Origin of the sequence: Brevibacterium sp. UCMA 11754 (genome assembly GCF_021532275.1) — a bacterium.
Classification (GTDB): Bacteria; Actinomycetota; Actinomycetes; order Actinomycetales; family Brevibacteriaceae; genus Brevibacterium.
Window position 1 is genome coordinate 65,173 of record NZ_JACBOT010000013.1, and the last position, 14,523, is coordinate 79,695.

Below are 14,523 nucleotides of genomic sequence, written 5' to 3' on the forward strand. Positions count from 1 at the left end.
GCAGCCTCAGGCGAAGGCCGGATGAGAGGCGGCAACAGCCTCGGCGCGGTCACGGTCGACAGCTTGGTCGTCGAAGGGCTCGATGATCAGGCGTGGTCCGGTCTTACGCGGTGAACGCTTCCACGTTGCCCGTGCCTTGGTGCCGTCGATGAGGGTGTTCTTGAACATGCCGTTGCCGCCGGGGACGACGAGCTTCTCATGCGCCGGATCCAAGGTGGCACTGCGGTCCTTGTAACCGAGGATGATCTCGTCGAATCCGGGCAGCAGCAGGAGTTCGTTCGCCTGTGATTGGCTTTCGTGCAGGCGATCTTCCAATTCGGGCGATTGGTAGTGCTCTCGGTCCTCGATCCTGACCTCGACGATCTCGCCGTCGGCGACGGCTGCGGCGATGGCTTTGCGCACCGGCGTCTTGGGCAGTCCCGTCCACCGTGCGGCGTCATCGATCGTCACGGGCCCATGGCTGAGGACGTAGCGTCGCATCCATTCGTGCAGAGCGGCCTCAGCGTCAAGTTCGACAGGGTTCGGGATCCAGTCGCCGGTGAGAACGTATCTCATATCGTCTTTGCCTTCGACCATCGGTCCCTGCGCGATGATGTTGCGCAGGGCCAGGGTGGTGATGAGGTAGCGTTCGTGACCGTATTCCTCGCCCGCGTGCAGGGGTGCGAAGGCATCGAGCAGCTCCTGGCGGGTCAGGGGGCCGCGTGCTCGGATCGTCTCCTCGGCAAGCACCGCGGCGGCGTCGACCATAGCATCGTCGATGCCGAAGACCTCACGCCGCTTCGCCACGGCTTTCAGGGTCCGCTGTCCGGTCAGCCCGAGAATCCATCCGAGATCTGCGGCCGCGGCCAGGTGGATCGTTCCTCGCTGCGTCCATGTGCGGATGATGTGTCCGGACTCCATCGCCTCACGTACGGCAGCGACCGAGGATCCTGTGCGCAGCGCGATCGAGACCAATGCACCACCCAGTGCCTGAGCTTGGACGCACCCGAGATCTCGGACTACCGAATACGCAGTGACGTTGTCCGACCCTGCAGAATCGACGAGTCCCTGGGAGATCAGACGGGCAGCTGAGACCTGGTGTGAGTCCATGGGCCCACGATAGTCCACGGCACTGACGCGACCTTGAGCTTCCGCGTCGCTGGATCACCCGAGAATGTCGATGAGTCCGGGCACAGGCACCCGCGGCAGTGCCCCGGAGGTGGTGAACCGTCCCCAGATTCGGCGCAGCTCCGGACCGGCGATCTGTGCCGATTCTCCGTAGTCGAGGAAACTGTCATGCCAGACGTCGCCGGGGAACAGCAGCGGAAGATCCCCTGAATGCGCTGCGTCGAAGAAGCTGCCATCACCGCGGGAGACGATGAGGAGGCGTGTGCCTTGGCCGCCCGCCATGCGGTGTCGATCGTAGAATTCTTTGGCTGCACGAGTGTAGACCGCCGAGGTGATGCCTGAGATCAGCGATTCGAGCATCGGGGAAGTCAGATGCCGATTATGGAGTCGACGGAAAGCTGGGACGAAACCGGCGAAGAAGGCGATCTCGCGTTCGGTGCGGGTCATGAGCACGTCGTATTTGCGTGCGGCTTCTGACCATGCTGCGTCGGTGTCGGATTTCGCCGGCAGCGGGTAGTCGCCGTAATGGACACCGAAGCACATGCCAGCGTGCAGTCCACCGACCAAAGCCGCCCTGTGCACTTCGTCCTGTGCAGCGAGGATGTCGTCGACACTGGCGTCGGGGTCGATCTTCTCAGCGACCTTCGCCATGGCCCAGTTCATCGGTTCGGTGCCACCGACGAGTCCCAGTGGCGCCGAGGCCAGGATCACGCGGTGGAAGAGGTCATCGGTCGCCTCGGCGATCATCAGGTGCGCGCAGGCGTCAGCACCGGCGCTCTGCCCTGCGATCGTGACATTGTGCGGGTCTCCCCCGAATGCCGCGATGTTGCGCTGGACCCAGCGCAGAGCCGAGATCTGGTCGAGGAGGCCGAGATTGGAATGTTCAGGTTTGCCCGTTCCCAAGAATCCCAGGACACCGAGGCGATAGGTGACCGAGACGACGATGATGTTCTGTTCCTCGACGAGGGTATGCGGATCGTAGATCTCCGCATCCCCGGCTCCAGCGACATAGGCACCGCCGTGGATCCACACGAGCACAGGCAGCGTTGAGCGGTCTTCGCCAGTGTCCACGGGAGTTGTCACGCTCACCCGCAGACAGTCTTCGCTGGTGGGCAGGCCGCCGAGCTGGTCGAAGGTCATTCCCGCGTTCGGGTCGCGTCGGTACTGCGGACTTCCGGGACCGGGCTCTCTGCCATCGATGACGTCTGCGGGCGGCTCGTCGACGGGATGGGCGAAACGCAGCGCGCGGGCATAGCGAATGCCCCGAGCGCGGATCACGTTGCCGTCGACGTAGGCTCGGACCCGACCGCACGGGGCATCGACGTCCCGCCAGACGTTCATCATGGCCTGCAGCTTATTTGGAGGCGACGACCGGGGGCTCGGCCGACCAGGGGAAGACGATCCACTGATCCGTGCGCTTCCAGACGAAGTCCGGGTCGATGATGGATGCTGACTTTGCGTAGATCACTGCGGACTGGGCTTCGGCGCCGTGCTTCTTCAGCAGTTCGAGGACCAGGGCGAGGGTGCGCCCTGAATCTGCGACGTCGTCGACGACGAGCAGCTTCTTTCCTCTGATGGCCTCGATGTCGAGCATCGGTGCCAGGAGAATCGGATCGGGCAGAGTCTCATGGACATCGGTGTAGAACTCGACGTTGATGGCGTCGGAGAGCTTGAGGCCGAGTGCGTAGGCCAGTGCACCGGCCGGCAGCAGACCGCCACGGGCGATTGCGATGACGATCTCGGGGTCGTATTCGGAGTCTGCGATGGTCTGAGCCATCTCCCTCGCCGACGTACCGAATGTGTCCCATGTGAGGATCTCTTTGTCGTTGAGATCGGTCGAATCGGCGTGGTATGCCTGGCTCATAAAGACTCCTAGTGAATGCCCGTTGTTTACCCGAGCTTCAAGGATACGTGGTCGCCGACTCAGCGCAGAAACGTCTCGAAGGCCGCTGTTTCCTGGCCGAGGCGTTCACTGCGCTCAGGCAGCGAATTGTTCACCCAGTACTGACCGGTGTGCGCATCGCGACTCAGGTATCTGTAGTCGATGAGTTCTCGACGCAGTCGTGCGAAATCCGGATGGAAGGCTTCGAGGATTGAGTTGACGTCCTTCTCGCGGTAGATCCGGTCGGTTTCGAACACTCTGAGGATCTCCAACAGGATGACAACGAGGGCCTTGCGCTTCGAAGGGATGGACACCAGGCGGCCATCGCTCATGAACGTTCTCAACGTTTTGGCCCTGAAGGCATCTGCCTTGGGATCTGTCGGCGGTGATGCGTTGTGGCTCTGATGCTCGTGGACTCGGCCTTCCAGCAGTGCAACGCGGGCGGAGGTGAAGTTCTCCCCAGTTGAGCTCATGCGCTGGCGAACGAGGCGTTTGAAGTCTTTGTGCTTGGTCATGGCGTCTGATCCTCAACAACCAAGTCCCCCGTTACATTCATTGTCAAGCAGCAGCCGGGGTCTTTGTCTCGTAGAAGGCCCCATGCTTAACCATCGCGAACAGGACGTTCAACCGGCGACGAGCCAGACACATCACCGCCGCGTTGTGGCGTTTGCCCTCAGCCCGTTTCCGGTCGTAGTAAGCCTTCGACAACGGATCATGACACGACGCCACCCACGCCGAATGGAACAACGCATTCTTCAACCGCTTGTTACCCGCCCGCGACGGAAACTCGCCCCGTATCGACGTCCCAGAGCGTCGCGTCACCGGAGCAATACCGGCATACGCTGCCAAATGGCCGGGAGTCCTAAAAGCGCTGAAGTCTCCGGCTGCCAGGAGGATCTGGGACGCGGTCTTAACGCCGACTCCCGGCATAGACGTTAAGACCTGAAGAAGAGGGAGCGAATCCGCTAACTCCTCGGCTTCGGCCTCGATCTCTTTACGTTCGGCCTTCAGTGCTTTGATCCGTGACGCATGACGCGGGACCACGGACTCCGATGCCTCGGTACCCGGCACAACGACAGTCTGTTCGGCCAGTGCCTCAAAGATGGCATCGATGAGTGCCGATGGGTCTTTGCGAGTGTGGTTCTTCGCCCATCGCTTCACCCCGGACTTTCCAGCCGACCGCAGCCCAGCCGGCCCGCGATAACGAACCAACAGATCTAACACGATCGTCCTGGTCAGGACCGTACCTTTGAACACGCGCTCCAGTGCAGGATGGATCTGCAGCAACAGGGACCGCAGCCGGTTGATCGCTCTCGTAGTGTCGTGCGCGAGGTCTTCATCCGTGCCGGCCAGGACCTTGAGATTGGCCAGCACATCAGACTCACGGTCAACGGATCGCAGCGTGTGCGGCATGGTTCTGGCGGTGTCGGCGATGATGAACGCATCCCGGGCATCAGTCTTCGCCTGCCCCGGATACAGATCGGCAGCCTTACGCATCGCCAACCCCGGAAGGTAGGCGATATCGGCTCCACAATCCCTGGCAACCGCGACGGCAAGCGCCCCGATTGTGTTGGGCTGATCAACGATGACGAGCACCCGACCGAGCTCGTCCTGCAGCGTCGTAATCACGTCCCGTAGCGCGGCCTCATCCTGCGGGAGTTCGTGGTCGAAGACCCGCTCACCTGCCGGCCCCAGCCCGCACCCGTGATGGCTGGTTTTGCCGACGTCGAGGCCTAACCAGACATCGTATTCGGTGTTCATGACAGTCCTCCTCGACCATCCAAACCTGTGGTCGCAGGTATGTCATGACACCCGATGCTGGCACCCACGTTACGACGAGACCTCAACAGTGTTGGGCCGAGCCCCTATCAGCAGTCAACGCGCGTCCTGGACTCCTGGCGGCAACACCCCCCGGATCATCAATGACAGGGCAAATCAGCCATACCAGGACCAGCGACCAGACCCTGTTTAGGGCCTATCAATAAATATAGGGGCACCCCCCAGCACGAAACCTGGTCAGGAGATCACCGTGACAGGTTCGTCCGAGGATTCTCTCCCCTTCACCGAATGGTCAGTGAGCTGGGATCACGACCGAGGTTGGGCGATGGATGCGCCCCTGCCAACAGTATAGACACAGTTCGTTGGTGATGCCGATCAGTCGATGGCGTCGAGGTAGACCCAGCGACCGGCCCTGCGAACGAATGAGGAGTTCTCCTCAAGTATGTGTTCGCCGATGTGGTCCCTGCAGGTGGCGCGAAAGTGCACCGTTCCCGTTTCCTCGGATTCCGATCCACCTGTCGTGCCGATGATCTTCAGACCCAACCAGGTGGTGTCGGTGTCGAGCCCGATGTCGGCCGGCCTGGTCTTGGCGTGCCAGGTGCGGAAGAGATGGTCTTCGTTTCCGCGGGCGAATGCGGTGTAGCGGGAGCGCATGAGCGCCTCAGCTGTCGTTGGCCATGCCTGTCCGTCCAAGGCGGGACGGCAGCAATCGTCATAGTCGGAGCCGGGCGACATTCCAGAACAAGGGCAGATCATGACTCGATGGTATCTCTGAGGTGCTTGCGGTCCGGTTACATGCCACTATGGACGCATGAGTTCAGTTTTCCTCTCCGGCAACTCCGAGGCCGACGCCCTACTTGCCGATGACCCTTTCGCCCTGCTGATGGGAATGCTGCTGGATCAGCAGGTGCCGATGGAAGTGGCATTCGCTGGGCCTGCGAAGCTTGCTGAGCGTCTGGGCAAGCTCGATGTGGTCGAGATTGCTGAGATGAACCCGGATGAGTTCCTAGAGAAGTTCTCGATCAAACCGGCGGTGCATCGTTTCCCGAAGTCGATGGCGACAAGGGTGCAGAAGCTCGCAGCGGAGATCGTCGACGAATACGATGGCGACACTTCAGCCATCTGGACATCCGGAGACCCGAGTGGTCCCGAAGTTCTCAAACGCTTGAAGAAGCTGCCTGGCTTCGGCGATCAAAAAGCGAAGATCTTCCTGGCGCTCCTCGGCAAGCAGTTCGATTTCAACGCTGATGGATGGCGTGAGGCAGCTGGTGACTACGGTGATGAAGACAGCCGTCGTTCAATCGCCGATGTGGTCAATGAGGACACCTTGCTGGAAGTCCGCGCTTTCAAAAAGCAGCAGAAGGCCGCCGCGAAAGCAGCTAAGAAGTAGGTCCGCCCACTCACGGGCAAGTTATCCACAGATTCAACTTCGCCTGTTCTCAAAGTCACAGTTCTCGCATAATGTAGAGATTCCAGGCGCGATTCGTACATCTGCGCGGAGTTCTCGACCACAGAGGCGTGGAATGAAGACTGGACATGGCAGACGTATCCGCTATCGAACGACGACAGCACTGACGTTGGCAGCGGCACTTGCCCTGCCCCTCATGCTCTCCGGGTGCGAAGACCATTCCCCAGTCGCCGCGCCGACATCGACACTGCCCGCCAAGGATTCTTCCACGGCAACCCCTGCAACTGATCCGCAGCCGGCGATCCCCGCATACGAGACCGAACTCGATTTGAGCCCCGAAGAGACGGAAGCCGTTGAAGGGGCGTTGGTTGCGTTCGAAGGGTTCCTAACGTCAATTAATGGAGCCTACTCAGGTCACTACGAAAAGGTGAAGGACTTCCCTAAATATTCAAGTGGTCAGGCACTTGACTCGATCATCAACGAGGCCGAATCTATCAAGACCCGACAGACAGAATTTGACGGCAAAATCAATCCGATTTCAGTCGAGATATTCGAAGTGTCTGGCTCCCCGGAAGACCAATCCTCACCAAACGTAATTGTTCATTTCTGCGTAGATACTAGTCAATGGTCGTTAACCCAGGCGGGAGTGAAAGCAACCAAGAATCCTGACGGTTTTGTGACAATGGAGCACACAATCTTATTCGATAACGGTACCTGGACGGTTGACAAGCAATCGTTATGGGAGCGCAAGTGTTAGAGCTGAGTTGGCTCAAGACCGTTATTGCTTGTCTCGTCTCAATGGTGCTTCTTCTGCACTTTTCTACTCCGGCGCAGGCCGGGCCAGGGTGCAGCATTGGTGACACCAGTAAATGTGATGTCGTAAAACCACCAGGCCCGCCTCCGCCACCCGGCCCTGCCCCTGGCCCCGGAGGTGGAGGCGGATCTGACAGCGGAGGCGGAGGAGGCGGCAGCGGGTCCGGTGGTGGCGGCTCCGGCGGTGGTGGCGGGAGCGACGGTGGTGGTGGCGGGCTACCCGACTGCGTCCTCGAAGAGGTCGGTCATATTTGTGCGAACCTTCCGGGCCCAGGTCCCGGCCCTGGCCCCGGCGGCGGAGGCGGAGGCGGCGCTCCTGTGAGGCCCGAGCCACCCACCCGTATCCCTGAGTCTCAGTTCCAGACCTTCGACATTCCGGCCCCGACGATTCATGCCTGGCCCAAGGATTGGGCCGTCATCGGCAAGCCGGCTGCCTTCTGGACGGATGCCGATACCAGCTACATCGACATGACGCTGCTGACGTACGCAGTCACGGTGAAGGTCACCCCTGAAAAGTACTATTGGGACTTCGGCGATGACACCGGTGGCACGACATCGAAGACAGGGTCGAAGCCACGGCCAGGCGACGAACCGCAGATTGGTCATGACTATCAGAAGACCGGAACGAAGACTGTCAGCATGACCGCGACGTTCAGAGGCGAATTCTCTGTTGACGGTGGCCCATGGCTGCCCATCGACGGTTTCGCACACGTGGCAAGCAACGACATCTCCATTGATGTCTATCGCTTCCACCGCTACCTCGTTGATGAGGACTGCTACATGAACCCGCGGGGACCTGACTGCAATTGACCATCCGCGGCACTGGTCCGAAGGCAAGAACTCCAGGAACCTGAAACAATGGCCACATGGTGTGCCGTATTTCGGAGTTGCTGGTCGACTCCCATTGGCCGATCGTCATCATCGGCGCAGGTCAGGCTGGCCTTTCGGCTGCTCACTATCTCTGGCGCGACGGACTGGTGCCCGGCAAGGACTTCATCGTCCTCGACGCCGGTGCCGGCCCTGGCGGCGCGTGGCGTGAACGGTGGGATTCCCTGACACTGGGGGCGACGAACCATGTGGCGGACCTCCCGGGATTCCCACTGGGCACACCGGATCCCTCAATACCCGCCTCGGCGGTGGTCTCCGACTATTACTCGCGTTTCGAACGTGAGCTTGAACTCTGCGTCGTCCGACCCGCCGAGGTGGTCACCGTGAAGTCACCCACCCCCGGCTCCGGACCGCTGGAGATCACCTCGAAGATCGACGGTGAACGTGTTCAGCTCACGAGCCGGTATCTGATCAATGCGACCGGCACGTGGACTCATCCCTATGTTCCGTTCGTCCCCGGCATCGCCGAGTTCGAAGGCCGCCAACTTCACACCGCAAACTTCCGCGACGTCGAGGACTTCCGAGGCTTGAGGACTTTGGTCGTCGGCGGTGGCATCTCGGCAACCCAGTTCCTGCTCGAACTCGCGAAAGTCACCGATACGCTGTGGGCCACGCGTCGGCCCCCGAACTTCACCTCACGAGAATTCGACGGCAACTGGGGCCTCGAAGTCGAACGCGCCGTGCGCTCCCGGACCTTGGCCGGACTCGCCCCGGCCAGTGTCGTGCGCACCACGGGCCTGCCCATTCGAAAGGATTTCCAAAACGGCGTCGACTCTGGAGTCCTCGTCTCACGCGGAATGTTCGATGCGGTGCTGCCTCACGGTGTCCACTTTCCCGGGCGAGCCGCCGAGGTACAGACGACCTCGGAAGGACTTGGGCCTTCGGCAAGCGATCACTTGGCGATGCCGGAGTCATGGCAGCCCTTCGAACATGAACGTGTCGAAGAGATCGATGTCATCTTCTGGAACACCGGATTCCGGGCCGCTCTCAACCATTTGGCGCCGCTGCGCCTGCGCACACGAGATGGAGGAATCTCCATGGAAACCGAAGTGTCGGTGAAGAACGACCGACGAATCTTCCTCGTCGGATACGGCTCGGCCAGTTCAACGGTCGGTGCCACCCGTGCGGGACGGATCGCGGCCAGAGAGCTGCTCAAACGCCGCAGAGAAGCGCTGCGCACACGTACTTATGAGAGTGTTGGTGATTCCAGCACCTGATCGGCGAAGCTGACGGTCGGCAAGATCTGCGCGAAGAGCGCGGCGGTGGCTTGGTCACTTGACACCGTGACCATCTCGACGCTGATTTTGTACAGTCGACCATTGTCCGAGATCCCGGCAATGGCTCCGTAGAGCACGGACTCGGTTTCATCGATGGCCCGGATCTCCTGGCGGGCGAGCAGCCCGTGGACTGTCCAGTACGCGCCACCGGGTACAGTCCCGGAGTTCTCCTCCAGAATGCTTGATCGCGATTCCCCGAAGGTCTGTTCCTGTGCTGTATCGATGATACTCTGTGCCGTTTCGTCGTCTGCTTCATAGCAGTTGACGGTGATGATGGCGCCGTTGTCGCGGCTGTAGAGCTGATAGCTGTCGTAGGCGAGGTCGCCGTTCCATTCGCTGTCCATGGCCATCTGCACCTTTACCGGGCATTCGGGACCCAGATCGACCGTCATCTGAGCCATTCCCGCAGGAATTGCAGGGGCATCGGGCTCCGGGGGAGTCTCTCCTTCGGAGCCATCGTCGATGCCGACGCTGACCGGTCGCGAATCGCCCTCGTCTGTACTCACACGCAGGGCCGAGCATCCGGAGAGGGTCAGGCCCAGCACCATCACACTTGCCAGGAGGAGACGCCGATACATGGGCCCGCTTTCGAATGGTGGAGCGGCGCTCTTTCGACAGCGCCACTCATATCGTACCCATCGCAACCCCCGCCTGCTCTGGCACAAGTGTCGCGCGGGGCTTAGCCTTGGACTATGACCGAGCTTCCGATCTTCGATGACGATGATGTCAATCGTCTCCTGTGCATAGTTGCCCACCCCGATGACATGGAATATGGTGCCTCCGCGGCTGTGGCCAAGTGGACCGACCAGGGAAAGTCCGTGTCCTATCTGCTCCTGACTCGCGGTGAAGCCGGAATCCGTGAAATGTCCCCGGAGAAGGTTGTTCCCCTACGAGAAGGTGAGCAGCGACAGGCGTGCACGATCGTCGGAGTGGAGGATCTTGAGATCCTCGACTTCCCAGACGGTCTTCTCGAGCCCAGCCTCGAGCTCCGGCATGCGATCGCGAAGAAGATCCGCCAATTCAAACCTGATGCCGTGATGGTGACCAACTGGGAACTCAAGATGCCGTGGGGCCTGAACCATGTCGACCATCGGGCGGCCGGCATCGCCACGATCGATGCCATCCGTGATGCCGACAATCCGTGGGTCTTCACCCACCTCAAGGACGACGGACTCGAAGCGTGGAAGGCCGACAAGCTGTTGGTCAACGGGGCTGATCCCACGCATGCTGTGGTCCTCGACGACGAACACGTCGACTGGGCCGTGCGCTCGTTGGAGGCTCATGCCGTTTATCTCGAGGCCTTGCCCGACCATCCACTGCCCTCAGACATGATCCCCGGAATCACCTCGGAAGCCGGAACACGGGCAGGCGTGAAATACGCGCTGCCCGTGCAGGTATTCGACATGTAGCACCCGGCGCACCGAAGCGGCGACCGGATCCGACACACTCAGGCGCTGAGTGCGGCGACCGCCGAGTCGTAATCCGGTTCGGTGCCGATCTCGTCGACCAGCTGCTTGTGGATGACGGTTCCCTTTTCGTCGAGGACGACGACTGAACGGGCCAGCAGTCCGGCCAGGGGTCCGTCGACCATGGTCACGCCGAACTCCTTGCCGAAGGCGCTGCGGAACCCGGATGCGGCGACGACGTTCTCAATGCCTTCGGCGCCGCAGAAGCGGGCCTGTGCGAAGGGCAGGTCATTGGACACACACAGCACTGTGGTGTTCTCCAGGCTCGCGGCGAGTTCATTGAACTTGCGCACCGAGGCCGCACAGACACCGGTGTCCACGCTCGGGAAGATGTTGAGTACAACGCGCTTGCCCGTTGTGTCGGCAGAGTTGACTTCGCCGAGGTCGTTGCCCACGAGGCTGAATGCTGGTGCCTGTGTGCCCTTCTCCGGGAGCTCGCCTACAGTCTTGACCGGTGTGCCCTGGAATGCTGTTTTCGCCATGCTTCTCGCTCGCTTTCTATCGTGATCACTGCTGTCGGTTCCCACCCTACGTGAGTTCACCGACACGAGAATCGTTCATTCAGATCCGACCACGGCGGGCGAACCAGACCAATCCTGCTCCGAGTGCAATGATGGCTGCCGCAATCCCGATCGAGGCACCCAGTTCGGCGCCCGTGCGTGGCAGATCGCCGCCGGCATTGGCATTCCCCCTGCCGCTGGAAGAGTCGGATCCCTTGGCATCGTCCATGCCGCTGTCAGAATCCGATCCGTTCGCCGAGGTGGTCCCGCCGTCGGCATCGACCGTGGCGTCAGCGTCGACTGTGGCTTCAGCGTCGATCGCAGAATTCGCACCGTCGTTGGCGGCTGCGTCTTCGTCGCCGTTGGCGCTGTCCGTGCTGTCTGCTCCATCGGCGTTGCCACCGTCGGAAGTCCCGTCCGCCTCTGCCTGGGCATCAGCTTCGGTCTGTGCCGCGGCCTCGGATGACGCTTCGTCATCGTCGCCTGGGTCCTGCGTGGTCGTGACGACCTGCCAGTTCTCATCGTAGAAGTCCGTGGGATCGACAATCTCGTTGTCTTTGACCCAGTCGATGAGGGCCTGACGGACCTCGACCTGTTCGTTGTAGACCTCTTTCAGGTCTCCGACCGGGTAGTCGCCGCCTCCGGACTGACGGTAGTTGTTGATCGCGAGGATGAATGTGTCGTCATCGCCGACGGTATTGCCCTCTTTGTCGGTCAGGTTCTCAATGCGTTCGCCGACCGGTTTGGACACGTTGATGTCGTAGTCGATGCCCGAGAGCGCGTCGTAGTTGTAGTCGGGAATCGGCCGGTCGAGGCCCTCGTCGATGGCGTTGGTTCCATTGACCGGGTCGAAGTCTGCGCCTTCTTCTGTCTGTTTGAAGTAGCGGGCGGAGAACTCGAGGTAGTCGCGCAGTTGTGAACCGTTAATTTCGACTCCGCCGAGGGTGTTGTCGAAGACGTAGAGTCCGGCGACATCGCGGATGGTGATGTCTCCGGCAGGGAACTTCGCTGTGCGGCTGAATGGCGAGGCCTGCGAGATGACGGGCACGTCTTTGTATTCGGTGTCTGCCAACGCGGTCTCTACCGTCTCGGACTGCACCTTTGAGATGAAGTCGAGGATCGCAGTGTCCTCATAGTACGAGGACTCTGCGCTCATCGTCTCGGTCACCGAGCCGATCTTCGTGTTGACGTAGTCGACGGTCTTCTTATGCTGAGAATCGATGAGATCTTTGATCTCCGGATCCTCAGCGACATCACCCTGCGTGGCAAGCGGTGTGGCTTCGGGTTCAGCACTCCCCCAGTCGATCCCCATGTCTTCGAGATTGATGGGCAGGTCCACCTCGGAGACGGACCGCGCCCAGTAGTTGGGCTGGGTGATGAGCGCCTTTGTCCCGTCTTCGCGTGACACGACCTGGCTCGGCTCATCCTGGTGGGTGTGTCCGGCGACGAGCACATCGACCCCGGGAACCTTCGCGACAGAGGTGCTGATGTTCTCCTGCAGCTTCGAGGGGTCCCAGGTCTGGCCTTCGGGATCCTTGCCGGAGTGGGAGAGTACGACGACGATGTCTGCCCCGGCGTCCTTCATCTCCGGGACGTACTTCTTCGCAGTCTCGACGGGGTCATCGAAGTGGACCTTGCCGGAGAGTTTGTTCTTGTCCCAGATCCGGCTGCCTGGGGTCGTCACGCCCAGCACACCGATGGTGATCTCCTGACCGGAGACGTTCTTCTCCACGAGGGTGTAGGGATCGAGGTGGGGCTGATCGTCGTCGTCATTGATGACGTTCGCGCCCAGGACGGGGAAGTTGACCTGCTCCTTGTATTTGGCGAGCAGGCCGAGTCCGTAGTTGAACTCGTGGTTGCCCACGACCTGTGCGTCATAGCCGACGTGGTTGTAGGTTTTGGCCATCGGGTGCGTCTCACCGGTTTCGGTGATGCGTTCCTGCTGCGCGTAGTAGTACGTCAATGGGGTGCCCTGGATCGTGTCACCGTTGTCAACGAGGAGCACCGAATCCTCGCCCTTGACCTCTTTGACACCCTTGATCAGAGTGGAGGCGCGCGACATGCCGAGTTCTTCCCCGACGGGGTAGGGCGCATTGGCGAAGTAGTCCCAGTTGAGGACGTGACCGTGGACATCGGTCGTCGCCAACATGGTGAGTTCGCCCGTGGCCGCTGCCTGTTCCTCGTCCGGAGGCCCGCTGCCCAGCCCCGTCGCCGAGGCGGCTGCCGGGCCAGCAACGATGAGTGTCAATGCCAACGTGGACGAGGCCAAGCTTCGCAAGCGCATAAGTCTCCAGATGTCGTTGTGATTCAGATCTCCCACTCTAATCTGAATTTCGACGACCCTGAGCAAATCCTGAGCGAAATCTGCACAACCTATGTTGCCTCTACTGTTCGACGAGGTTCTCCTTGGCAGTCTTCGACGCGAACTTGGACTCGATGACGATGAGGACAACCACGATTGCCGCACCGATGACGGCGAGAATGATCGGGGCAGCGATCGGGTCGAAGGGCGCGAGCAGACCCCCGGCTTCCGCATCGGATTGCCACGGCCACAGGGCTCTCAGGGAGCCGAGCATCAGACCAGCCATCGCGACCAGAGTCCACCATCGGTGATTGTGCAGTAAGTAGCGCAGGATGTTGACGAACAGTGCCAGGCCGAGGATCGCGCCGAGTCCGAATACAGCGATGTAGACGAGGTCGCGGTCGTCGACCGCGCGCAGAGTGGTGGCGTAGAGGCCGACTGCGAGGAGGAAGAACGATCCCGATACGCCGGGAACGACCAGAGCGCAGATGGCGATTGAGGCGACGAAGAAGACCGCAATGAGTGGTGGGTTCTCAACGTCGGAACCTCCTGCCAGTCCGGTCATCCAGAAGGCGAGAGCCGCAGCGGCGAGAAAGACGAGAATACCCAGCAGCAGAGATTGCCCGCTGCGCGCCGGCAGCATGCGCAATGGGACGGAAATGCTGGCTGCGACGAGTCCGAAGAACAGCCCCTTGGCAAGTTCTGGGTTGGCTGTGACGAAGCCTTCCATCACTCCAGCGATGCTGAGGACTGCTGCCGCCATGCCCAGGAGGACTGGGATGACGAGGAACCAGTCTGTGCGGCGCAGTTCTGCGAGGGCACCGCTCCGCCGGTCAGGGCCGGTGATCACAGTCTTCGCCGCCTTGACCACATGGGCAGCCGAGTCGATGAGCTGGTCGTAGACTCCGGTCACGAGAGCGATCGTTCCGCCGGAGACCCCGGGGACGAGCTCGGCAGAGCCGATCAGGAAACCGCGGAGCAGATCGAGGGGAATCAGAGCTTTGGAACGGGTGGTCTTCACGTAAGAGGGCCCCTCGGAGCTGGAGTTATTCATAGTTCCTACAGCCTACGAGACTCACACTCCCAGGTGCCAACAATAGA

15 protein-coding genes are annotated in these 14,523 nt (G+C 60.9%); 5 read left to right on the forward strand and 10 right to left on the reverse strand.

All coding sequences use genetic code 11. The features are described from left to right. Nucleotides 1–6 precede the first annotated feature (6 nt). The 6 genes from HX613_RS07750 to HX613_RS07775 all read right to left on the reverse strand — a co-directional run bounded on the left by HX613_RS07750 (nucleotide 7) and on the right by HX613_RS07775 (nucleotide 5,503). Complete coding sequence (locus HX613_RS07750; RefSeq protein WP_235344810.1) at nucleotides 7–1,089, reverse strand: winged helix DNA-binding domain-containing protein; 1,083 nt, start codon at nucleotides 1,087–1,089, stop codon at nucleotides 7–9. Between the two features lie 54 nt (nucleotides 1,090–1,143). After that, a complete protein-coding gene (locus tag HX613_RS07755; protein WP_235344811.1) occupies nucleotides 1,144–2,451 on the reverse strand; it encodes a carboxylesterase family protein in 1,308 nt (435 codons plus the stop codon). A 10-nt stretch (nucleotides 2,452–2,461) separates the two neighbouring features. After that, nucleotides 2,462–2,971, reverse strand: coding sequence for a phosphoribosyltransferase (locus tag HX613_RS07760; protein ID WP_235344812.1), 510 nt, complete (start codon nucleotides 2,969–2,971; stop codon nucleotides 2,462–2,464). Nucleotides 2,972–3,030: 59 nt separating this feature from the next. After that, complete coding sequence (locus tag HX613_RS07765; RefSeq protein WP_235344813.1) at nucleotides 3,031–3,504, reverse strand: DUF2087 domain-containing protein; 474 nt, start codon at nucleotides 3,502–3,504, stop codon at nucleotides 3,031–3,033. A gap of 43 nt (nucleotides 3,505–3,547) precedes the next feature. Continuing rightward, nucleotides 3,548–4,750: an IS110 family transposase gene (locus HX613_RS07770; protein ID WP_235344814.1), complete on the reverse strand. Its 1,203-nt coding sequence runs from the start codon at nucleotides 4,748–4,750 to the stop codon at nucleotides 3,548–3,550. A 393-nt stretch (nucleotides 4,751–5,143) separates the two neighbouring features. Beyond that, on the reverse strand, nucleotides 5,144–5,503 hold the full coding sequence (locus HX613_RS07775; protein WP_235344815.1) for a YchJ family protein: 360 nt from the start codon (nucleotides 5,501–5,503) through the stop codon (nucleotides 5,144–5,146). A gap of 76 nt (nucleotides 5,504–5,579) precedes the next feature. On the opposite strand from HX613_RS07775, the gene HX613_RS07780 reads away from it, so the two are divergent. The 4 genes from HX613_RS07780 to HX613_RS07795 all read left to right on the forward strand — a co-directional run bounded on the left by HX613_RS07780 (nucleotide 5,580) and on the right by HX613_RS07795 (nucleotide 9,094). After that, nucleotides 5,580–6,158: an HhH-GPD-type base excision DNA repair protein gene (locus HX613_RS07780; RefSeq protein WP_235344816.1), complete on the forward strand. Its 579-nt coding sequence runs from the start codon at nucleotides 5,580–5,582 to the stop codon at nucleotides 6,156–6,158. Nucleotides 6,159–6,291: 133 nt separating this feature from the next. Next, nucleotides 6,292–6,933: a hypothetical protein gene (locus HX613_RS07785; protein WP_235344817.1), complete on the forward strand. Its 642-nt coding sequence runs from the start codon at nucleotides 6,292–6,294 to the stop codon at nucleotides 6,931–6,933. 374 nt (nucleotides 6,934–7,307) lie between these two features. Then, nucleotides 7,308–7,799 carry a hypothetical protein gene (locus HX613_RS07790; protein ID WP_235344859.1) on the forward strand — a complete coding sequence of 164 codons (492 nt, stop codon included), beginning with the start codon at nucleotides 7,308–7,310 and terminating at the stop codon, nucleotides 7,797–7,799. Nucleotides 7,800–7,855: 56 nt separating this feature from the next. Further along, entirely contained in the window at nucleotides 7,856–9,094 is a 1,239-nt protein-coding gene (locus HX613_RS07795) for an NAD(P)-binding domain-containing protein (RefSeq protein ID WP_235344818.1), read from the forward strand. On the opposite strand, the gene HX613_RS07800 is transcribed toward HX613_RS07795, so the two are convergent. Further along, on the reverse strand, nucleotides 9,064–9,732 hold the full coding sequence (locus HX613_RS07800) for a hypothetical protein (RefSeq protein ID WP_235344819.1): 669 nt from the start codon (nucleotides 9,730–9,732) through the stop codon (nucleotides 9,064–9,066). The two genes, HX613_RS07795 and HX613_RS07800, sit on opposite strands and share 31 nt — an antisense overlap. Nucleotides 9,733–9,846: 114 nt before the next feature. Between HX613_RS07800 and HX613_RS07805 the strand changes: the two genes are divergently transcribed. Further along, nucleotides 9,847–10,563, forward strand: coding sequence for a PIG-L deacetylase family protein (locus HX613_RS07805; RefSeq protein WP_235344820.1), 717 nt, complete (start codon nucleotides 9,847–9,849; stop codon nucleotides 10,561–10,563). Between the two features lie 38 nt (nucleotides 10,564–10,601). On the opposite strand, the gene tpx is transcribed toward HX613_RS07805, so the two are convergent. The 3 genes from tpx to HX613_RS07820 all read right to left on the reverse strand — a co-directional run bounded on the left by tpx (nucleotide 10,602) and on the right by HX613_RS07820 (nucleotide 14,476). Next, nucleotides 10,602–11,102 carry a thiol peroxidase gene (tpx, locus tag HX613_RS07810; protein ID WP_235344821.1) on the reverse strand — a complete coding sequence of 167 codons (501 nt, stop codon included), beginning with the start codon at nucleotides 11,100–11,102 and terminating at the stop codon, nucleotides 10,602–10,604. A 79-nt stretch (nucleotides 11,103–11,181) separates the two neighbouring features. After that, nucleotides 11,182–13,404 carry a bifunctional metallophosphatase/5'-nucleotidase gene (locus HX613_RS07815; RefSeq protein WP_235344822.1) on the reverse strand — a complete coding sequence of 741 codons (2,223 nt, stop codon included), beginning with the start codon at nucleotides 13,402–13,404 and terminating at the stop codon, nucleotides 11,182–11,184. 100 nt (nucleotides 13,405–13,504) lie between these two features. Further along, nucleotides 13,505–14,476, reverse strand: coding sequence for a DUF368 domain-containing protein (locus HX613_RS07820; protein ID WP_235344823.1), 972 nt, complete (start codon nucleotides 14,474–14,476; stop codon nucleotides 13,505–13,507). Nucleotides 14,477–14,523: the final 47 nt, after the last annotated feature.